This is a genomic window from Pantoea sp., from assembly GCF_028283705.1.
Classification (GTDB): Bacteria; Pseudomonadota; Gammaproteobacteria; order Enterobacterales; family Enterobacteriaceae; genus Pantoea.
Window position 1 is genome coordinate 1 of sequence record NZ_JAPWKD010000009.1, and the last position, 22,211, is coordinate 22,211.

The following is a 22,211-nucleotide window of genomic DNA, read 5'->3' on the forward strand; positions in this document are numbered from 1 at the left end:
AACGCCAGAGGCGTTTTGGTTGAGAGACCAGAGAAGATTTTCAGCTTGATTCATCCGGATAGATTCGTGCGGCCTGAGAGGGCGGTGCGGATAGACAGAATTTGCCTGGCGGCTGTAGCGCGGTGGTCCCACCTGACCCCATGCCGAACTCAGAAGTGAAACGCCGTAGCGCCGATGGTAGTGTGGGGTCTCCCCATGCGAGAGTAGGGAACTGCCAGGCATCAATCAAGTGAAGAAGCCCTGAACGAAAGTTCAGGGCTTTTTTACGTCTGAAAATCGCCCCACAAACCTCTTCCCGGTCACATTTTGTCATTCGGATATTTGCCCGCTTCACCTGACGGGCCAACAAATGCTTTACTCAATGCTTTGGCGTTTATTATCCGCAAGGAAAAGAGGAAAGCATGACAGACTCTCTACAACAAAAAGTGGTACCACACGACACGACGACCATTAGCAAACAACGCATCTGGGCGATTGTTGGTGCTTCATCAGGCAACCTGGTGGAGTGGTTCGATTTCTATGTTTATTCGTTCTTCTCACTCTATTTCGCCCATATCTTTTTCCCATCGGGCGATACCACCACGCAATTACTGCAAACCGCAGGTGTATTTGCCGCAGGATTTTTGATGCGTCCTATTGGTGGCTGGTTATTTGGTTATATTGCCGATCGCCACGGACGAAAAAACTCCATGCTGATCTCAGTTTGTATGATGTGTCTCGGTTCGCTGGTGATTGCCTGTCTGCCCGGATATGGGGCAATTGGCATTGCCGCGCCCACGATTCTGCTGCTGGCGCGCATGTTTCAGGGGCTGTCCGTGGGTGGAGAATATGGCACCAGCGCAACTTATATGAGTGAAGTGGCGCTGGAAGGACGCAAAGGGTTCTACGCTTCATTCCAGTACGTGACCTTAATCGGTGGGCAGTTACTGGCAGTGCTTACCGTGGTGGTGCTGCAACAAATTCTCAGTGATGAACAACTACATAGCTGGGGATGGCGTATCCCATTCTTCCTGGGCGCTATTCTGGCAGTTGTCGCACTCTGGCTGCGTCGCTCGCTCAATGAAACTTCAGAGAAAAAACACCGCGAACATCGTGATGCTGGCAGTATCCTTGGTCTGCTGCGCAATCACTCTCGTGCTTTTCTGATGGTGCTGGGTTTTACTGCCGGTGGTTCACTCAGTTTTTATACCTTTACTACCTATATGCAAAAATACCTGGTCAATACCGCCGGGATGGATGCACGCAGCGCGAGTGCATTAATGACCGGGGCGTTGCTGGTATTTATGTTGATTCAGCCGATTATCGGCGCGTTATCCGATAAAATCGGCCGCCGTGCATCCATGATAATTTTTGGTGCGGGTGCAGCGATTTGTACCGTACCGATTCTGACGCTGCTACAAAATGTGCAGAGTGGCTGGCTGGCATTTCTTCTGGTGATGGTAGCGTTGGTCATCACCAGCTTCTATACCGCTATCAGCGGCATACTTAAAGCAGAGATGTTCCCGCCGGAGGTGCGAGCACTGGGTGTCGGCTTATCTTATGCAGTGGCAAATGCTATTTTTGGCGGTTCTGCCGAGTACGTTGCGTTGCTGCTGAAAAAAGAAGGCGTGGAAACCAGTTTCTTCTGGTATGTGTCAGCAATGGGCGCATTAGCATTTCTGGTGTCACTGATGCTGCATCGCAAAGGGAAGGGGATTAAGTTATAAAATGGCTGGCCGCTCCTCACTGAGCGGCCAGGGTCTCACAGCAGACGGCTGATAAGACGATCGATCCGGATCCGCCGCAGACGACGAATCAACTTGCGCACTTTTGCCGGATAGTCGGCAATGCTCTCCAGCTCACGGAAATGCTGCACCACCGTGGTATGTGTACGGATCAATGCCAGTTCCCGCTCACGTTGTTCAGCCAGCTGATTCATCGGGTCATGGATCAACACCGCATTTTCCAGATCGAGCCGCCAGGCGCGTGGATTGAGGTTATTGCCGGTGATCATCATCCATTCATCGTCCACCCAGATGCCTTTCAGATGGTAGCTATTTTCACCATCTTTCCACAGGCGCACCGTCAGCTGACCATTGTTGACGTAATATTGCAGGCGGCTGAGGAAACGGCGCAGGTTAATCTCGTAGAGATAAGGCAACGCACCGATAATCTTAAAGGGCTGCTCAGGTGGAATATAAAAGTCGTTGGCCGTTTTGTCCCCGATGATGATCTCAACCTCTTTTCCCTGACGCAGTAAATGGATCAGGTTACGCACCAGGATAGCGGGCAGATTGAAATAAGGCGTACACAGGGTGAGTTTACGCTCGGCACAGGGCATTAAATGGAAGATGGTTTTATTCAGCAGGCTACGTTTGCCCAAGCCCACCAATGGTGTGACTGTCAGCGTTTCGTTGCCCGCATTACCGGTAAACTGATAGTTGAAGCCACGCAGATCCTGGCGGAACTGGCGGGTTTCATTTTTGATTTCCGGGCTTGAAGGGCGTTCGGACTGATCAAGACGGTGCACCGCATCTGATTGCTTCAGATTCTCACAGATCCACTGATACATGGTATCGGCCAGCTGCGGGTTGCGGATTAGCTGATAGCGGTCATAACGGTATTTATCATGCTGATGCAGATAGACATCGTTCAGGCTGGCACCGCTATACAACAGCGTGTCATCAATGATAAAGCCTTTCAAATGCAGTACGCCCAGCGCTTCACGGGTGTTCACCGGAATACCATACACCGGAATGGCGATATCCGGATGCTGCGTCGCCATCTCGCAATACCAGTCGGCATTGGTGAAGCCTCGTGCTGCGCCGATGCGGCCACGTTGCGCACGATGCCAGTCCACCAGAATACTGATATCCAGTTCAGGATGTGCCTGACGCGCAGCATACAGTGCCTGCATAATGCCACGTCCACCATCATCATTTTCCAGGTAAAGCGCAGCGATACAGATACGTTTTTCTGCAGCGGCAATTTTCGTCAGCAGGGTTTCGCGAAATTCAGCGGGCGAGTAAAGCGTGGTCACATCCGACACGGATTGTGACAGTTTAGGCAGCTGTGCGAGGTGTTGTTGGTGTTTATTGCGTTTGAATTTAGACAACATCACGGTGCACTTCTTCTCTGTTCATTGCATGGCCTTTTGCCATCAAATCATGATCCTAACGCGCGATAATAACATCAACCGGCGGGCCCGGGGGGATTTTTACCTTTCTCTACAAGGTTAGTCGATGCCATCATTTAAGGGTAAATTGAGGCTGACAATTCCGTCATCCAGTTGAATATTCACACGAAAGTTAAGTTTTCGTGCCAGCGTAATCATGCCGGTATTGTGTGGCATGGTGATACCGTTCAATTGTTGCAGACCGTGATCGCGGGTATAGCGAATCATCTTCTCCAGCAGGCGTCTGCCCATGCCCAGCCCTTTGAGATCTGAACGCACCAGGACAGAAAACTCAGCATCAATGTTATCGGCATCAGAAATGGCACGCGTCACCCCAATAATCTCTTGTTGATTTGCCTGCTGACGCACCGCCACAATCGCCATTTCTCGGTCATAATCGATCTGCGTCATATTGGCCAAATCCTCATGAGTGAATTCGTTGATCTCACTGAAATAGCGGTAGTAGAGATCTTCTTTGGTCACCTGCGCAATAAAGTCACGCAGCAGCGGTTCATCTTCAGGCAGGATGGGACGGAACAGGCAATGCTGACCATCCTTCAACGCGAACTGCTCCTCAAGGTGATGAGGATAGGGGCGAATCGCCAGCCGGGCTTCGTTATCGCCGTGGAAAGGGGCCAGCTGGAGCGTGACATCCAGCAACGTAAATTCCTCCCCGGCGGCCAGTAGTGGGTGAATATCCAGTCGCTGAATCTCCGGGCAATCCACCACCAGGTTAGAAACCTGCACCAGTAGCTGACTAAGCGCCGGAATATTTAACGGCCGCAGGGCGCTGCGGCTACGCACTTTGCCACTCTTCATCGCCTGGATCACCAGATAACGCGCCAGCGTCATATTGAGTGGCGGCAGGGCAACGGCGGCCTGTTTATCTGGCTGCCATTCAACGCCGCCTTCGCCCAGCAAAATAATCGGGCCAAACAGCGGATCCTGTTCGACCACCACGCGCAGCTCCTGTGCACCGGCGCGATTCGCCATGCTCTGTACCAGCAGGCCATCAATACGCGCGTGCGGATGGGTCTGGCGCACGCGGTCAAAAATGGCTTCAGCAGCCTGCTCCACTTCTGCGGCACTGCGCAGATAAAGCATCACCCCCTGCACCTCGGATTTATGCGGGATATCTGGCGAACGAAGTTTGAGTGCCACGGGATAGCCAATCTGCCCGGCAATACTGGCTGCCGCAGCGCTGTCAGCTGCAATCCAGGTCGGCAAAGTTGCCAAACCATAGGCTTCCAGCACGGGCTGCACCTCGTGGGTATCCAGCGTGGTGATGCCTTGATCGAGCGCCTGCTGAATCAGCTGGTGCGCCTGCGCGCTATTCTGCGTTAGCCCTGGTGGTAGCGCGGGCGTTTCACGCAGTTGCTTCTGATTGCGACGATACTCCACCTGATGCATAAACGCGGTGACAGTCCCCTCCGGGGTGCGCCACGTGGGGATGCCCGCCCTGGTGAAGGCACGCCGTGCGTCCTGCGAGGAGAACTCGCCGCACCAGTTAGTCAGCAATGTCACCTGTTTGCCACGCGGATGGCGGGTAATTGCCTCAATGATTTGCGCAGCAGTTTCGCTGGCAGGCGATACCGCGCTCGGCGCGTGGATGATCATCAACGCATCCAACTCGTGGCTATCAAGCAGCTTCTCAATGCAGGCGACATAGCGTTCCGGAGTGGCATCATCTTTCAAGTCAAGAGGATTGCCGCGTCCCACTCCCTCCGGCAGCAGCGCCGCCAGCGCCTGCAAGGTCTCTTCGCTCAGTGTCGCCAGTTTGCCATTGCGCGCGTAGAGCTCATCCAGCGCCAGGGCTGCCGGGGCGGCACCATTGCTGATGATCATCAGACGATCGCCGCGTAGCGGACGCATATGGCTGAGTGATTCGACGGCAGAAAACAGTTCATGGGTATCCTGCACGCGCAGCAGACCAGCACGCTGGATAGCCGCATCCCAGGCGGCATCCAGCCCGCTATGGGTGCCAATCATCGCCTGGGCCTGATGGCTGCGGCCACTTTTGATCACCAAAATGGGTTTATTACGCGAGGCGCTACGTGATGCAGAAACAAAGCGGCGCGCATCGCTGAGATGTTCCAGGTACAGCAGAATGGCGCTGGTTTTGCCGTCGCGCGCGAGAAAATCGAGCAGATCATCAACATCAATATCAAGACTGTCACCGAGGGCAATAAACCAGGAGAACCCAAGGTTACGCTGTTGTGCCCAGTCGAGGATGGTGTTCGACACCGCCGCCGATTGCGAAATAAAGGCGATGCGGCCTTTCGCGATCGGCACCGGGGAAAAGCTGGCATTCAGACCTTGCCAGGGCGCAAGCAATCCAAGGCTGTTGGGGCCGAGCAGGCGGATCTGCCACTGGCTGGCGCAGGCTTTCAGTTCTTCCAGCTGGCTGGCCGGTGCAGAGAGGATAATGCAGGCTTTACAGCCTTTTTCGCCCAGTTGTTGCAGCAGTTCGAGGTTGCGTCGGGCATGGGTGCAGATGACAGCAAGATCCGGGGCGAAGGGCAGGCTGGCAATGTCCGGCCAGGCCAATACACCGCTCACGGCTTTATATTTGGGCGTCACCGGTAATACCGGGCCGCTAAAGCCCCCCGCCAGCAGGTTGCGCATCATAAAGTAACCCGCACGACCGGGTTTCACCGAGGCACCAATTACCGCAATGGATTTAGGTCGTAACAGCGCTTCCAGCCCGCGTTGGCTCATCATGCACTCCTGACATGGGGATTTGCATGATTGTAAACGCTTTTGGTGCCGTTTGCCGATTCACCGATCGCAGTCTGCTACAGGGCTTCGTCCAGCGCGTGTACAGGATGATGCGGCTTTCCGGCCAGATACGCCTGACGGAACTGTTCGAAATGCTGTTGCAAAGCGTTGGCCGCTGCTGCATCACCCGCCTGCTCCAGCAGGGCGGCGGCGACTTCAGCAGTGCAGTGCTGGCCTTCACCATGTGCTTCACGCAGCGTGTAACGCGAAGGCGTGGTGACATTCAGTGACATCACCGGAAATGCATCCAGCCACGGGCTTTTGCGGAACATTTTGCGGGCTTCAGTCCAGGTACCGTCGAGCATAATAAACAGCGGTGGTTTGCCGGTGGTTGGCGGTTCGGTCAATACCGCACGGCCAGGATCGGCATAGGAAGCGGGGAACACCACCAGAGGCTGGTATTCACTCATCTGCACCGCCTGTAATAATGCTGCATCCGGCTCGGTACGCGACCAGCCGAATGCCAGCGTATCTGGCAAGATGTCGGCGATAAGGCGTCCGGTGTTGCTCGGCTTCATTGGTTCGGTATCAAACATCACCAGACAGAAACGGCTACGCGCGGTTTGCGGTTGTAAGCTGGCACAGACGCAATGTTTATGCGGCAAAAGACAGCCCTGACAGCGGATAACACGATTTCCTCGTGCCAGAAAGGGGCGCGTGGCGCGGGCAAGGCGTTGCGAACGCAAACGCAGGACAGCATTTTCAGACATAACACTCAGGCGGGCAGAAAAAACACAATTGTAATGGAATTGCCGCAGAAAGGTAATATGGCCAGCGCAAGGCTGGCCAGGGGCAGGATCACAGCGATTCGTCGAGCCATTCATTAAAGGGTGCTTTGGGCATGGCACCATTGAGCATATCGACCATTTCACCGTTCTTAAACAGCATGATGGTGGGAATGCTGCGAATGCGAAAACGCGAGCTGAGTGCGGGTTCTGCTTCGGTATTAACCTTCACAAAACGCACTTTACCACGACGCTCATCGGCGACATCTTTGAACACCGGTGCGAAGTTGACGCAAGGACCACACCACGGTGCCCAGAAATCGACCACTACCGGCAGATCATCCTGCAAATATTTATCCAGCGTCGCGGCCGTCGCGCTGACCACTTCACCGTTGAACAACTCACCGCCGCAGCGGCCACACTTGGCTCCATCGGCAATGCGTGCATCGGGCACGCGATTGGTTGCCTGACAGGAGGCGCATACCGTATTCATAGTTACCTCAACCGGACCTGTAAAACTTACGATTGCCGAGCATTATGAAAGGGTTGAGTGCTATGCTCAATCTGGATTGCCCAATAGGTTCAATAGTTGATAGCTAAGCGCCTACACATCAGGTAATCTTCGCGCTCTCAATGCTGGAGGAACAGATGAACGACGAATTTAAAGGCAAAAGCGGCAAGGTAAAAGTGATGTATGTACGTGGTGAGGATGAGGGCCAGAAAGGCTCGCGTGCGCCAAACCCCCGTACCGGCAAAGGCGGCCGTACTGCTGCGCGCCAGGAAGATAATCGTCGTTCCGGGCCTCGTAGCGGACGTAATAATGAAGAGGGTGGCCGTAACGCCGGTCCTCGTGGCGGACGTAATAGTGAAGAAGGTGGCCGCAGTGCCGGTCGTCGTAACGACCGCGAATCCTCGCGTGGCTATGAAGATTCACCGTGGCGCACTGTTTCGCGTCCACCGGTTAGTGAAGAAAGCCTGTCTGATGAGGCGGGTAGCAGCAAGCCTGCTATCGATCCGGAGCAGATTCGCCGTCAGCGTCAGGAAGAGACGCGCGTTTACGGTGAAAATGCCTGTCAGGCATTGTTCCAGAGTCGTCCTGAAAGCATCGTACGTGCCTGGTTTGTGCAGAGCGTGACGCCGCGCTTCCGCGAAACCTTGCGCTGGCTGGCGGCCAATCGTAAAGCCTATCACGTGGTTGAAGATGCCGAACTGGCGAAAGCCTCAGGCACTGAACATCATGGCGGCGTTTGCTTCATTATCAAAAAACGCATGGGCATGGCGGTTTCTGAATGGTTAAGCCAGGCCGAAGCCAAAGATTGCGTGCTGGCGCTGGAAGATGTCAGCAACCCGCATAACCTCGGCGGCATCATGCGTAGCTGCGCGCACTTTGGCGTGAAGGGCCTGCTGGTCAATGACGCATCGCTGCTGGAATCAGGTGCAGCGGTACGTACCGCAGAAGGCGGTGCCGAGCATGTCCAGGCGATCAGCGGTGAGAGCTTCTCCGAGGGTCTGGAAGCGTTCCGTAAAGCGGGCTACACCATTGTGACCACTTCAAGCCATGAAGGTACGCCGCTGGCGAAAGCTGAATTACCGGCCAAAATGGTGCTGGTGCTGGGTCAGGAGCGTGAAGGTCTGTCCGACAGCGCATTCCAGCAGGGCGACATGAGCCTGTCGATTGGCGGCACCGGCAACGTGGAAAGCCTTAACGTGTCGGTAGCTACCGGCATCCTGCTCGCCGAATGGTGGCGACAGAACGCATAAAAAAACGGGCCGAATGGCCCGTTTTGCTTTCTGGCTTAGTGTGCACCGCCGCCGCCACCGCCGCCCGCCCCAAAAGGCGGACGCGCGAACCAGATCAACACCAGCAGAATGATAAACACCCCGGCTGAGGCCCAGAAAATCTCGTTGGCTGAGATTATCAGGCCCTGGTTGGTGATCTGCTGCGCGATATACGCAGAGGCCTGCTGGTGGGTCATCCCGAGACTTTCCAGCTGATCGTACATCTGCTGCGAATTGGCGTTGTACGGATTGACCGACTCCGACAAATAGCTGTGATGCATCGATTCGCGATCGGTCCACATGGTGGTGGTGATCGAGGTACCGATGGAACCGGCCAGCGTACGCACGAAGTTGGACAAACTGGACGCTGCCGCCATACGTTCCGGCGGTAAGCCCGACAACGTGATGGTGGTCAGCGGCATAAAGAAACATGCCACTGCGAAGCCCTGAATAAACTGCGGCCACGCTGACGCACCAAAATCCATCCCCGGCTCAAAGGTATACGCGCGCCAGTAGAAACAGACGGCATACATAATAAAGCTGAAGGTCACCAGACGGCGCATATCCAGCTTATGCGCAAAGCGCCCAATAATCGGCGACAGGATCACCGGAATCACCCCGACCGGTGCTGAGGCCAGCCCAGCCCAGGTGGCGGTGTAGCCGTACACCTCCTGCAATAGCTGGGGCAACAACACGATCGAGCCGAAGTAGAGCATGTAAGCGAGGCTGATCGACAAACAACCGATGGTGAAATTACGCGATTTAAATAGCGAAAGATCGACTATCGGATGGTCATCGGTCAGTTCCCACACCAGTAGCACCAAAAGGGAGACCACGGCGACGACCGTCAGCACGATAATCTCCGTCGAGCTAAACCAGTCCAGCTCTTTGCCACGGTCCAGCATCACCTGTAGACAGCCAATACCTACCACCAGCAGCACCAGACCGACCATATCAATCGGCCGGACGGCGGTTGCGGTTTCGCGACCACGCAGGGTTTGCAGCGTCAGTATCACCACCACCACGCCAATCGGCACGTTGATGAAGAAGATCCAACCCCAGTGATAGTTATCGCTAATCCAGCCACCGAGTATCGGTCCACAGATCGGCGCGACGATCACCGTCATTGCCCATAACGACAGCGCCACGCTGCGTTTTGCGGGTGGGTAGTTGTTCAGCAGCAGGCTCTGGGACAGAGGAATTAACGGGCCTGCCACGACCCCCTGGATGATACGGAAGAAAATCAGCATCGACAGACTTTCTGACATACCACACGCCCAGGAGGCGAGGGCGAACAAAATGGTCGCCCAGGTAAACAGCTTCACTTCACCCACGCGTTTCGCCAGCCAGCCGGTGATCGGGATCGAGATGGCGTTTGCCACCCCGAAGGAGGTGATCACCCAGGTGCCCTGTGAGTTCGAGGCACCGAGATTACCGGCGATGGTCGGAATCGCCACGTTGGCGATAGTCGAGTCGAGTACCTGCATGAACGTCGCCAGCGACAGGGCGATGGTCATCAGGACTAACGGCGCGCCTTCAAGCGGTTTTTGTGCCATAACAGCCTCCCGCGTTATCAGCCGGCGTTGGCACGAACGATGTCAGTGATCATCTGGTTAACCGGTGTCAGGTCGATTGCCAGCGCATTACTTTCATAAGCGGCCTGAGCACGTACGCTGCTGGCCAGGGTTGCACCCTCTTTATTCGAAGTATCCACTTTCACCAGGGTGGACAGACCGATACGCAGTGGATGATCCGCCACTTCTTTGGCATCCAGTTCGATACGCACCGGCAGACGCTGAACCACTTTGATCCAGTTACCGGTGGCGTTCTGGGCTGGCAGCAACGAGAAGGCGCTACCGGTGCCCATATCGAGGCCCACCACTTTCCCCTGATACACCACATCATCACCGTAGATATCACTGACCACTGTCGCAGGCTGTCCAATACGAACGTCTGCCAGCTGGGTCTCTTTGAAGTTAGCATCCACCCACAAATTGGTGGCCGGAACCACCGCCAGCAACGGCGTGCTGGTGGAGATTTGCGAACCTACCTGAACGCTACGACGGGAGACATAACCATCCATCGGGCTACGAATATCGGTGCGTTGCAGTGCCAGCCAGGCATCGCGCAGTTCAGCAGATGCTTGTTTGACAGCGGGCTGGTTTTCCAGCGAGGTGTTGAGGATCATCGCCTGATTCGCGTTGAACTGCTGCACCGCCACATCGAGCTGTGCTTTGGCGGTTGCCACAGCATCGCGGGCGTGCTGTAACTCTTCACGGCCAATCAGGTTAGCCGCACCCAGCGGCTCACGGCGTTTCAGGTCCGCCTCCGCCTGTTCCAGCGCAGTTTTCTGCAATGCAATGGTGGCCTGATCCTGCTTGCCGGTGATCATCAACTGATGCGTCTGACGAACGCTGGTGGCCAGCGCCGTCTGGGCTTTCTCGAATGCCTGTTCGGCATCGGTTTTATCGAGCGATACCAGCACATCACCTTTTTTTACGAAGTCGGTATCATCGAACCAGACTTTATTCACGCTACCAGAAACCTGTGCCATCACCTGCACCTGGTTACCGGAGACATAAGCATCATCGGTTTCCTGAAAATGCCGCAGTACCACCCACCAGTAAGCCAGGTATGCCACACCAATTAATACAAACACGATTGCCAGCAGGATCAGCACACCTTTGCGCTTCTTCTTTTTATTTGCTGGCTGTTGCGGGCTTTGGGCTTCCGCTGTCGCACTCATTTGATTCTCCACGTTTTCCATTTTTTCGGGATGTGCTGATCCATCAACACGGGGTCCCGAGTCGAAAAAAGCCAGCGTTTAACACGCTGGCCGGATAAAAGGGGATTAAAATATCGGTTTCGACAGGTGATTGTGTCGCACTTCTTGCTATTAGCGCGACAGAGAGGCGATGAGTTGGTCTTCGTCCATTTTGTCGAGGCGGTTAAGCAGCTTACGGGTAATGGCTTCCAGCTGGCCCTGCTCGTCTGAGGAGAGGGAGGACCAGAGATATTGCAGGCTCTGGTGCTGCGGTGGCAGCAGCTGACGTAAGAATTCGTTACCTTTTTCTGTCAGGTGCAGATGCAGGCAACGGCGATCGTTATCGCTTTCACGACGTTCAATCCAGCCGCGTTTTTCCAGTTCGTCAGCAATACGCGTGGCGTTGGTACGGGAAGAACCCAGTGCGGAACTCAGTTCTGATGGCTGGATGCTCTGGTTTTCCTGCGCGTCCAGGGTGATCAGCGCCATGAATAAGGTTTCGTTAATTCCCTGCGCCTTCAACATTTTGTTGCGATTATCCAGCAGTTTGCCCTGCATATGCATGCACAGACGCGTCAGGATGATTTCCTGCAGTGGAAAATCTTTGTGGCGAGTAGCACGGATGTTTAGCATCTGCTCAATGGGAGTAAACGAACTTTCCATTCTAAAAAAACCTCACTAGTTGCAACTGGTATAGTAATGATGGTGACAGATTAAGCGTAGTCATAATTCCCGCATGTGATTGTTAGCAGGATCACACTGTCAACACCAGGCGATTCGAGGCCGCTCCCTGACCCCGGGCACATGGCCCGATCCGATGGCTACAGATTCGCAGACAAGGGATGCTATCAATTCGCCTCGCGAAATCTTTTTACTGTTGAATAATTTCGCGAGAAAAAATAACCCTGATGAATAACTCTCTGGCTAACCATAACAAACCCAATCATTGATGAACAGTATTGCTCATTGATTTGGTCCGGTCTTTACGTTTTCTAAACACTTTCGAAACGCGCATTACGCCACCAAATCAATAGGTTAATTACGGTGAACAGCACACCAGCCCCACAAACGCCATACCAGCCTGCATGATGAAATGCGTTCGCTGAGATGATGGAACCCAGTGCGCCGCCAATAAAATAACTGGTCATATAACCGGCATTGAGGCGATTACGTGCCTCGGGTTTGTGGCGATAAATGACGCTTTGGTTGGTGATATGCACTGCCTGAACAGCTAAATCGAGCAGCAGGATACCGACAATCAGCGCCAGCAAATGCTGTGCGCCCAGTGCGGTCACCAGCCAGGCCACCAGCATAATCAGCAATCCGGCGCTGGTGGTGAGTTTGGCTTTGCCCTTATCGGCGAGGCCACCCGCCTGACGTGCCGCCAGCGCGCCCGCCGCACCGACCAGCCCCAGCAGGCCAATTTCACCTTCATTAAAGCCATAGGGTTGGGCAGATAGCAGAAACGCCATTGAGGTCCAGAGCATGCTGAAGTTGGCAAAGCTGAGGCAGCCAGTTAATGCGCGGGTACGGATCACTCGATTACCGGCATACAGGCTAAAGATGGAGCGCAGCAGCTGCGGATAATTCAGCGGCACATGCTGTTTATAGCGTGGCAGAAAGCGCCACAGCGCCAGCGCCATTAGGATCATCAATACGCTGGCAGTCCAATAGACGCAGCGCCAGCCGCCCAGTTGTGCCAGTGCCCCTGCGGCGGTACGTGCCAGCAGGATACCCAGCAGCAAACCACTCATCACCGTCCCGACCACCTTGCCGCGTTTTTCGGGCGCAGCCAGGGTGGCGGCGAGGGGCACCAGCATCTGCGCCACCACGGAAAATAACCCGGTGACAACGGTGCCCAGCAGCATGAAGGGCAGAGAAGGTGAGAGCGCGGTGATCATCATGCCACCGGCGGCCAGCAGGCTCATCGACACGATCAGGCTACGGCGTTCCAGCATATCCCCCAATGGCACCAGCAGTAGCAGGCCGCAGGCATAACCCAGTTGGGCAGTGGTGACGATAAAACCGGCAAGGCTGACGGAGAGATTAAACTGGTGGGCGATGGTATCCAGCAGCGGCTGGACATAATAGTTACTGGCGACGGCAAGGCCAGTCGCGACCGACATCAGTGCGACCAGGGCAGAATTGAGGCCCTGATGGGAAGCATTCATAGCGGGATGAGCAGGCAAATAATCATAATAGGGTAATAGTAACCCAAAAAACTATTTCATTGTTGTGTTAATTAACAGGACGTACCAGTACGCTATAACGTCCGAATCGATTGGGATTATGAATCCTCCTTAGGTGACTCTTCTTTTTTGTCGTGGTGCGATTCACCGCACCATGACGAATTCAGTAACGGGTAAGGATCATTTGCCAGCACCACCTTTACCTCATGGTCACCGGGTTCCTTACTCAGGTGAATTTCATCGCCAGGGCACCGGTTGCCATCCAGCCAAAGTTGATAGTCGGACTCACCGCGGACCACATTGATATGATAAGTGGCATGGCCCTCTTTGTAGATGATCATGACTTCCGGCCAGGCCGCAGGCAGGCGTGGTCGCAGCGCCAAACATTCCCCGTGTCTGACAATCCCCAATAAACTCCCGGTAATTAACTGATAAGTCCATCCCGCAGAGCCGGTGTACCACGTCCACCCTCCTCGTCCAGCATGAGATGCTGCGGCGTAGATGTCGGCGGCCATGACATAGGGTTCAACTTTGTAAACGGCCATTTTGCTGGCATCCAGGCTGTGATTCACCGGATTAATTAATGCCAGCAGTGACCATGCCCGCTCAATGTCACCCAGTTGAGCAAATGCCATAATCGCCCATAATGCACCATGGGTGTATTGTCCGCCGTTTTCTCTGATACCAGGCAGGTAACCGCGGATATAGCCAGGATTAGGTCCCGCACCGTTAAACGGCGGAGTGAGCAATTTAATCAGACCCATTTTCTCATCCACCAAATGGGTATCCAGCGCCGCCATAGCTATCCGGCACTTTTCTGCATCGCCTGCACCTGACAACACCGCCCAACTTTGAGCGATTGCATCAATCTGGCACTCAACGCTACTGCCTGACCCCAGTTTTTCTCCGTTATCAAAGTAACCGCGCAGATACCAATTCCCATCCCAGGCTGAATCATTCAGAACGACCCGTAATTTTTCCGCATGCTGCCGACAGAATATGCCAGTGGCATGATCCCCGATCCGATCCGCCAGGGTGCTGAAATGTGTTAATACGCTGTAAAGAAAGAAGCCCAGCCAGACGCTTTCGCCTTTACCACCGATGCCAACTGTGTTCATCCCATCATTCCAGTCACCTGAACCCATCAGCGGCAGACCATGTTCACCAAAATTTAAGCCGTGCTTAATCGCGCAGATGCAGTGCTGCCACAGCGTTTCTGCGGTCTGGCTGATATCCGGTTTTTCATAGATAGACTCTTCGTCGGCATCCAGCAGCCGTCCTTCCAGATAGGGAATCACTTGCGACAGCACCGTCAAATCCTTTGTTGCCTCGATATAGCGGCAAAGCGCAAAAGGGAGCCAGAGATAATCATCGGAACAGCGCGTCCGTACCCCTTTTCCACCCGGCATATGCCACCAGTGCTGGACATCACCTTGCAGAAATTGCCGTGAAGCACAAAGTATCAGCTGATTACGTAATGTATCCGGTGAGCTGTGGGACAGCGCCAGCGTATCCTGGAGTTGATCGCGAAAACCGTAAGCACCACCCGATTGATAGTAGCCACTGCGAGCCAGCAAGCGACTGGCGATGGTTTGATATAGCAGCCAGCCATTAGCCAATATGTTTACGGCAGGATCTGGCGTCACTATCTGAATTTTATCGAGCAATGTCTGCCAGTGTGTTTTGACCTTCCCGAGTTCCAGTTCGACATTTTCGCTGACCAGATAGTGTTCCAGCAGTTGGCAGACATCAGGCAAATCTTTGCCAACGCCCAGCACGAAAACAAAACTACGGCTATCACCATGAATAAGTGTGGTGACACTTTGCAATGTTGCGCAGGGATCGTAACCCGCCCCGGTAGTACCTGATAAACCACGCTTCTGCATCATCGCCGGCTGCCTGACCGTGCCATTAGGGCCAAGACATTCAAAGCAGTTGGCACTTAACGCTATCCGGTTGCCAGTCACGGCGAAAAACGCACTACGTGCAGCATCTGTACCGCCGTAATAATTGTTTGCCAGAATGGCACTCCCTGCCGTCGGGGTAATCGAAGACGTCACAATATGGCTTGCGGATTTACTCGCTAACTCACCCAGTACCCACTGGACATAGCCGGTAACGGATAACTGACGGGACCGGCCAGAATGGTTCCTGATCGTCAGCAGAGTCAGTTTAACGGCGGCGGATTCCGCGACGAACACGGTCATCGCGCTGGTAATCCCTTGTTGCGTATGATCGAACGTGCTGTAACCAAAACCATGTTTGATCAGATAATCACCCGTACCACGTATCGGCAGTGGCATGGGTGACCAGACCTCGCCGCTTTCTTCATCACGAATATAGAAAGCTTCGCCAGAAAGATCGCTGACCGGATCGTTTTCCCAGGGCGTTAAACGATATTCATGCGCATTTTCATAAAAACTGTAAGCCTGTCCACTTTCGCTGATGACTGAGCCAAATAATGGATTTGCCAGTACGTTGCACCAGGGGGCAGGGGTCTGCTGTCCGGGCTTCAGACAGATTTGATATTCACTTCCTGTGGTAGTAAAACCCCCGATGCCATTGAAAAAACACGCAGGTTGAGTCGCTAAAGATGGGGCGGGCTGGTCAGGGAAGGGGGAGGACGTCGGAATTAATCGCGTTGATACCGGGTGCACTGGCCTGAGGATCATACTGAGCTGATCGGTCAGGCTGCCGTTGCTGCCTCGCAGTACCACAGCGGCAACGCTCATTAATAATCGCAGATCTTCCACTGTAAACGTTTCTTCTTTACGGAGAAAAATGCCTCCCGGTTTATCCACCAGCACTGATGCTTCATGTGAGGTAAGCAGCCCAAGTATCTGACTGTGCAATGTCTGTTGATAGCCGCCATGATCCATGTTCAGGATGACCAGATCGACGAGTAACCCTTTCTGCCGCCAATACTGATGCGCCTGGATTAAAGACAGCACCAAATCCATCTGTTCGCTCTGATCAACCACCAGTACCACGATGGGTAAATCACCCGACAGCGAATAGCGCCATAAAGCTGACTGCCCAAGACGGTTTTGCTGAATAGATTTTGTATCCCCCCATATTTCAGGGCACAGGAAGATCACGGCGCTGGCGAGCTGATTAAACAGGCTCGCATCTTCCGCCGTAACATTTAGCTGCCGTAAAACCACCTGACTGTGTGACCAGGCCAGCTCAAAGATGCGGTTGGCGTTAGTTTGATTGCGGTATTTTTCAATCAGCGACAGGCTGGTGTCACGTTGCAGAGTGACGCCATAAATCATATCAATGACCACCGATTCACCTGCTTTCAGACGAAATGCCTGCCTGATGGACAGCACAGGATCCAGCACCGAGCCATCACTATTAGAAAGCACTGCGGCCGGAGCAAGCGCCTGGGGGGTGGCGACGCTGTTTCCCCGACCAATAAAACGCGCCCGATCAGTCTCAAAAGAGGTGCTTCTTTCAAATGCGCCATGTATTACCATGGCATGAAACATCCACGGGGTGGCTTCATGGGCAGTGCGTGGACGACGATGCGCCAGAATGGCTTCAAGCCCGGCCACGATCTCGGTCTGCACAAAAAGGTTGCTGAAGGCCGGGTGCGCTAAATCCTGATCGGCTGGTGCCAGTACCACTTCGGCGTAAGTTGTAATATCAAATTCTCCGGGATGACGTGAGCGATTCGTTAAAGTTATCCGTCTGATTTCAATGTCATCCTCGGGTGAGACAACGATGTGAGTCTGCGCGCTGATTGCGCCGTCCGTACCGTGAAATTCCACGCCAGCATCACGGAAATGCGTGTGGTAATCAGCGCGATCGTTATTGACTGGCTGCAAGACATTGCTCATTACCGTCTCAGTTTTCAGGTCGCGGATATAACAAAATATGCCCTGATTATTGCGACTGGCATCGCAACGCCAGCGCGTCAGTGCTAACCCCTGCCAGGCACTATAACCGACCCCCGTTTGCGTGATCATTAAGTGGTAATCAGCATTAGAAAGTAACTGAAGCTGCGGTACTCGGGTGTCGCCTTTGCTAAATTCACGCTCACCGCTTACGGCCCTGGACGATTTGTTTTCCGAAGTGTCAACGAACTGACGGCGTGGGGTATATAGCTCGATGTCATCGGGAAGCCGTTCCTGCATCAGCAGACGAGATGACTGAAACAAGGCACTTGACATGAAACGCTCTACCATTGGGGCATTAAATAGCAGATGTGATACAGCCAGTAACCCCATGCCCTGGTGATGAGCCATATAGGTTTTTACCGGGGCGAATCGTTGCCCATTGGTTAAGCGCTGCGGGGTAAAATCCAGCGCTTCATAAAAGCCATACTCTCCAGTGGCCCCTAACGTTTTCAGGCGATAAAGGTTATCAATCGCTGCATGAGGGAAGACCATTAACGCCAGCAACGTTGCATAGGGGGCAACGACATGATCTTCATTCAATCCGTTTTTCAACCCCAGTTCGGGTGTGCCACAAGCCTTGTACTGATAGTTATGGTTGGCATCAAAACTGGCATAAGCGGATTCTGACACCCCCCATGGTGTTCCTGATGACTTGCCGGACGCGATCTGTTGCCTGACTGCGGACCTGGCCATCTTCTCAAGTAGTGTCTCGGGATAAAATGGCATCACCAGATGCGGCATCAAATACTCAAACATGGAACCGCTCCAGGACATCACTGCGGGTTGTCCGTTCAGCAGGGTGAACAGCCTGCCAAGAGTAAACCAGCTCTTCATTGGGAGTTGATTTGCTGAGATGGCGTAATAATGAGTCAGGCGGACTTCCGAGGGGAAAAGGTCGTATTTGCTGCTGTCCGGCAGACCGCTTTCGCAGTTGTGCCCGACGCTCAACAATGCGGTTGAAGAATGATACAGGAAGCGAAAATCCATTTTGGCATGATCGCGTAACCGGGTTTCCAGCTCGATTAACGTGGCCAGCCGCTGACGGGCAGCCCACATCACCGGCTGGGTTTGCTGTGAGGTTAACTCCGGTCGGTGTTTTGCCAGGTTGGCCAGCCAGAGCAGTGAACAAGGTTCAGCAGGCCAGTACTGGCTTTCCGATAGCCAGTCAAAGAACAGTGCCCATTCGTCACGAAAATCATTCAACTGGTGGAAAAAAGCTTTGAGCCATTTTGTGCCAGACCGGCTACGGCTGATAGCTTGCGCGTTCAGGGCGGCAAGTTTTGTCATTTCAGCGGCAACGAGGTTTGGGCTACAGGTTGCAATGATATCTAATTGTGCATGCAACCTGGCAAATACACTCAGTTCAGTGGGTGAGCATTGATATTCAGCCAGATAAAGCGTGTCCCTGAGCCCGGGCACCATACTGGAGGGTATGAATAGTGGCTGGTTTTTCCATTGCGATAATCCCGCCTGGAGGGTTATCAGATGCGCAGCTAAATTGCCGCTGTCCACGCTGGAAACATAACGTGGATGCAGCGGGAGCAACGTCAGAGTGTCATACCAGTTGTAAAGATGACCGCGAAAGTGCTCCATTTTATCCAAAGCATCCAGCGTGGCCGTCGTTCGGGCCAGCACTTTCCTCTGCGTCAGGTAGCCAAAATCCCAGGCCGTCAGGGTCGCCAGCAGTGACAGACCAATATTGGTCGGGGATGTGCGATGTGCCACAGTAGCTTCAGGTATCTCCTGAAAATTATCCGGGGGTAAGAAGTTCTCCTTTTCATTGACGAATTCGTCAAACCACGCCCAGGTTCGCCGGGCAGTAAGGCGTAAAAAATGCTGCTGCTCAGCAGAAACTTTCGGCTGTCGGGACGGTGCCGGATGGCTGATGCGCCTGACCCATTCCGGTGTGATGATCCAAACCAGCGCCAGAGTTAATGCAATCAGAATGAGTGTGGGCATCATCAGGCCAGTCAGAAGCAATAAGGTGATTCCGGCCAGTGGATTAATCCACATTGCATGAAAATAATGACGTGCCGAAAGTTTGGCACCGGCTTTTATCTGGGAGGCATTTGCCCATTCGCTCAGATTGCGATGGCTGATATTCAGTCGCCATAACGTCACGATGATGGCTTTCAGGGACCAATAACTTTCATAGGGGAGTGTTGCCAGAAATAGCCCGGATCGGCAGAGGCGGGACAATCCGTCATTAAGAACGATGCGATAATGCTGAGGCCAGCTGCGTTGTTTCCCTTTCCTGATCACATCCATTAGCAAGGCGCACAAGGCTGGCAGAACAAGGAACAGGACTATCCCCCCCAGCCATAAGCCCGGATTAGGCATGATGGTCAGGCTGAAAAAAATGACCAGCAGCAACAGGGGGGCCACCAGGCTGCGGCGCAAATTATCGAAGATTTTCCAGCGTGAAAGGGCGCTCAGCGGATTGTTCTGTCGGGTACCATCCTGCAAATTTACCCGCAGTCGTAACCAATTAAGGAGTTGCCAGTCTCCCCTGATCCAGCGAAAGCGGCGGGCTACATCACTGAGGTAATCTTCAGGATACTGCTCATAAAATACCACATTGCTGGCCACACCGGAGCGTGCATAGCATCCCTCAAGCAGATCATGACTCAACACTAAATTTTCCGGGCAGGCATTCAGGGTTGCCTGGGTGAAAGCGCTGACATCATAGATGCCTTTGCCAACAAATGACCCTTCACCAAATAAATCCTGATAAATATCTGAAGAAATGGATGAATAGGGATCATTACCAGGTACGCCGCTGCACAATTTTGCATAAATGCTCTGACCGTGGCGCGGAATTTCTTCAGCCAGTCGGGGCTGAAGAATCGCATACCCAGCCACAACCCGTTGTTTATGCTGGTCAAACACTGGCGTATTGAGCGGATGCGCCATCATCCCGATCAGGCGGTGGGCCGCTTCACGTGGTAACACGGTGTCACTGTCCAGGGTAATAACATATTTGACGTTGCTAAGCTGCGCCTGTGTTGCCCCGCTAATAATGCTGAAACTGTCTGATCCTCCGAGCAGCCAACGGTTCAGGGCATTCAGTTTCCCTCTTTTGCGTTCGTAACCCATCCAGATTCCCTGCGCTTCATTCAGCTCACGGTTGCGGTGCAACAGGGTGAAGCGGGGGCAGCTTTCGTCAGGGGTCATATACCGCCGGTTGAGTGCTGCGGTTTTCAGCACAGCGTAATCAACCAGCAGGCTATCGTTCTCCGCGTTCTCTGCAATATTGTCTGTGAGATCGGTGAGCAGTGCGAAAACGATATTCGGCAGGGCATTGCCTAAATAACAGACCTCCATCGAGCGGAGTAAAGCATCTATGCCACTGTGACTTTCCAGCATGCAGGGGATCACGACTAACGTCCTGGCTTCATCAGGGATGGAACTTTCGTAATTGAGGCGGGGAAGCGAGGCGGGAACACGACTGCGGGTGGTCACCTCACTCAGCAGCTGGACAACCAGCTGACTACTGATAATGACGACCGGAATAAATAATAGCCATATCCACATGTTCATGCCGGCCTGGCGGGTTGCCAGCAGCATCTCTGCGCTACAGGCAGTTGTCAGCAATAGCAGACTCCCCAGCCAGGAAAGGAGAGGGGTTTGATTCAGACGATGCCGCAGGTGATTCAGCAGTGAGTAGCGCGTTGCCAGATGTTGTTCTAACTGCGCTCGTCCCTTATCCAGCAGAAAAAAACCAATATGCTGCTGACGTCTGGGAAGTTCAGGCTGGCTGGACAGCGCCAGTACTTTCTGAGCGACTTCCTGCTCCGAAAAGTGACTATGGCGTGCTAATTGTTCAATGATATGGCGATAGCTATCACGGCTGTCAAAATGCATGCGGGGATAAATTTCCGCTGGATCCTGACATAAAACGGTTTCCACCAGACTGAGTGACTCGATAAATGCCTGCCAGTCTATTTCCCCTAACTGACGTAATCCGGTGATGCAGTTACTGACGGAAAGCTGACTCAGCGCCAGTTGCCGATTAAACTGCTCGATCACTTTCGCCACCGTTAATCCCATCGTCTGAAGATGTTGCTCGATCCAGGTTAACGTCAGCGTAGGGTTCTGGCCACTCAGCCGACGAGCCAATTCAGCCACAAAAGCACCCGACGGCATGGGGTTTAATCTTGCCATTTCGGCCACAACCATAATGGCTTTTGCTGCGTCGTTTTCCCTGGTGATGAGAATTTTGTCAATCCAGGTTTCGGCTCTCAGTCTTTCCTGATGTGTGGCCGCCACTTCTTCGACAATCCCGGCAAGATGGGTAATGAGCGCAAAACGTAGCATCGTCGGCAAAGCCCATAACTCACCCAGCATGAGCGGCGTAACGCGTTGATATGAAGAGACAAGCCGATGGAGAATATTGCTTTCGATGCGCCCATCACTATGCTTCACCATTTCGTCTGCAATTGCCTGAATTCTGAGGAAGTGGGCAGGGTCACTCAATACGGGTAAACCCTGACCAAACTTTGCCGGCAATAACTGGCGGATCAAACGGATCTGCTCCTCAATAATGTAGAAATTATCCAGCACCCACACTCCGGCGGGGGTAAGACTTCTTTTATCCCCCACACACAGAATTTCTGCATTTTTGATCAGTGATTTTTCGCATTGCGCAAGTCGTTGCACGAGACGATAAGCCCCTTTGTTACCCGAGAGGGAATGGGTATGCGCCAGTTTTTCACCGTAGCTTTCCATCTGTGCTTCAGTGAATATTTCGGGTTTTACTGCCTGATAAACAGCATCCTGTGGCAAAAATGCAGGCTGAATGACAGATGCAATGGCAATATCACCTTCCTTTTGAGGCCAAAAATTAATTCCGGTTTTCATTTTATTACCCCTGATGAAGAAGAAATAACGTAAGGCGGGAAGAAAAGGCGATGTTCATTC

At 53.4% G+C, this 22,211-nt stretch carries 11 protein-coding genes and 1 rRNA gene; 3 read left to right on the top strand and 9 right to left on the bottom strand.

Going from position 1 to position 22,211, the window contains the following annotated elements:
• Positions 1 to 104: 104 nt before the first annotated feature.
• Positions 105 to 220: ribosomal RNA gene (gene rrf / locus PW844_RS06565) — 5S ribosomal RNA — on the top strand.
• Between the two features lie 181 nt (positions 221 to 401).
• Complete coding sequence (locus PW844_RS06570) at positions 402 to 1,706, top strand: MFS family transporter (RefSeq protein ID WP_299449628.1); 1,305 nt, start codon at positions 402 to 404, stop codon at positions 1,704 to 1,706.
• Positions 1,707 to 1,741: 35 nt separating this feature from the next.
• Here the strand turns inward: PW844_RS06570 and pssA are convergent, their stop codons facing one another.
• The 4 genes from pssA to trxC form a co-directional block, all read right to left on the bottom strand.
• Positions 1,742 to 3,097, bottom strand: coding sequence for a CDP-diacylglycerol--serine O-phosphatidyltransferase (gene pssA / locus PW844_RS06575; protein WP_299449671.1), 1,356 nt, complete (start codon positions 3,095 to 3,097; stop codon positions 1,742 to 1,744).
• Positions 3,098 to 3,214: 117 nt separating this feature from the next.
• A complete protein-coding gene (locus PW844_RS06580) occupies positions 3,215 to 5,872 on the bottom strand; it encodes a bifunctional acetate--CoA ligase family protein/GNAT family N-acetyltransferase (RefSeq protein WP_299449672.1) in 2,658 nt (885 codons plus the stop codon).
• A 77-nt stretch (positions 5,873 to 5,949) separates the two neighbouring features.
• Complete coding sequence (locus tag PW844_RS06585; protein WP_299449630.1) at positions 5,950 to 6,642, bottom strand: tRNA-uridine aminocarboxypropyltransferase; 693 nt, start codon at positions 6,640 to 6,642, stop codon at positions 5,950 to 5,952.
• Between the two features lie 88 nt (positions 6,643 to 6,730).
• Positions 6,731 to 7,150: a thioredoxin TrxC gene (trxC, locus tag PW844_RS06590; RefSeq protein WP_084876407.1), complete on the bottom strand. Its 420-nt coding sequence runs from the start codon at positions 7,148 to 7,150 to the stop codon at positions 6,731 to 6,733.
• Between the two features lie 155 nt (positions 7,151 to 7,305).
• Here trxC and PW844_RS06595 point away from each other — a divergent pair, with 155 nt between their 5' ends.
• Positions 7,306 to 8,418 carry a tRNA/rRNA methyltransferase gene (locus PW844_RS06595; RefSeq protein WP_299449633.1) on the top strand — a complete coding sequence of 371 codons (1,113 nt, stop codon included), beginning with the start codon at positions 7,306 to 7,308 and terminating at the stop codon, positions 8,416 to 8,418.
• A gap of 35 nt (positions 8,419 to 8,453) precedes the next feature.
• Here PW844_RS06595 and emrB read toward each other — a convergent pair whose 3' ends face one another.
• The 5 genes from emrB to PW844_RS06620 all read right to left on the bottom strand — a co-directional run bounded on the left by emrB (position 8,454) and on the right by PW844_RS06620 (position 22,151).
• Entirely contained in the window at positions 8,454 to 9,992 is a 1,539-nt protein-coding gene (emrB, locus tag PW844_RS06600) for a multidrug efflux MFS transporter permease subunit EmrB (RefSeq protein WP_299449635.1), read from the bottom strand.
• 17 nt (positions 9,993 to 10,009) lie between these two features.
• The gene (gene emrA, locus PW844_RS06605) at positions 10,010 to 11,182 is read right to left on the bottom strand and encodes a multidrug efflux MFS transporter periplasmic adaptor subunit EmrA (protein WP_299449637.1); all 1,173 of its coding nucleotides are present in this window, start codon (positions 11,180 to 11,182) and stop codon (positions 10,010 to 10,012) included.
• A 150-nt stretch (positions 11,183 to 11,332) separates the two neighbouring features.
• A complete protein-coding gene (gene mprA / locus PW844_RS06610) occupies positions 11,333 to 11,863 on the bottom strand; it encodes a transcriptional repressor MprA (RefSeq protein ID WP_084876402.1) in 531 nt (176 codons plus the stop codon).
• A 329-nt stretch (positions 11,864 to 12,192) separates the two neighbouring features.
• Positions 12,193 to 13,371 (bottom strand): MFS transporter, encoded by a 1,179-nt coding sequence (locus PW844_RS06615; RefSeq protein ID WP_299449639.1) that lies wholly within the window; start codon positions 13,369 to 13,371, stop codon positions 12,193 to 12,195.
• A gap of 116 nt (positions 13,372 to 13,487) precedes the next feature.
• Positions 13,488 to 22,151, bottom strand: coding sequence for a glucoamylase family protein (locus PW844_RS06620; RefSeq protein WP_299449641.1), 8,664 nt, complete (start codon positions 22,149 to 22,151; stop codon positions 13,488 to 13,490).
• Positions 22,152 to 22,211: the final 60 nt, after the last annotated feature.

Coding starts and splice junctions, on each gene's coding strand:
- PW844_RS06580 (WP_299449672.1), bottom strand. CDS start 5,872: ATGAGCCAACGCGGGCTGGAAGCGCTGTTACGACCTAAATCCATTGCG.
- PW844_RS06585 (WP_299449630.1), bottom strand. CDS start 6,642: ATGTCTGAAAATGCTGTCCTGCGTTTGCGTTCGCAACGCCTTGCCCGC.
- emrA (WP_299449637.1), bottom strand. CDS start 11,182: ATGAGTGCGACAGCGGAAGCCCAAAGCCCGCAACAGCCAGCAAATAAA.
- mprA (WP_084876402.1), bottom strand. CDS start 11,863: ATGGAAAGTTCGTTTACTCCCATTGAGCAGATGCTAAACATCCGTGCT.
- emrB (WP_299449635.1), bottom strand. CDS start 9,992: ATGGCACAAAAACCGCTTGAAGGCGCGCCGTTAGTCCTGATGACCATC.
- pssA (WP_299449671.1), bottom strand. CDS start 3,097: ATGTTGTCTAAATTCAAACGCAATAAACACCAACAACACCTCGCACAG.
- PW844_RS06615 (WP_299449639.1), bottom strand. CDS start 13,371: ATGAATGCTTCCCATCAGGGCCTCAATTCTGCCCTGGTCGCACTGATG.
- PW844_RS06595 (WP_299449633.1), top strand. CDS start 7,306: ATGAACGACGAATTTAAAGGCAAAAGCGGCAAGGTAAAAGTGATGTAT.
- PW844_RS06570 (WP_299449628.1), top strand. CDS start 402: ATGACAGACTCTCTACAACAAAAAGTGGTACCACACGACACGACGACC.
- trxC (WP_084876407.1), bottom strand. CDS start 7,150: ATGAATACGGTATGCGCCTCCTGTCAGGCAACCAATCGCGTGCCCGAT.
- PW844_RS06620 (WP_299449641.1), bottom strand. CDS start 22,151: ATGAAAACCGGAATTAATTTTTGGCCTCAAAAGGAAGGTGATATTGCC.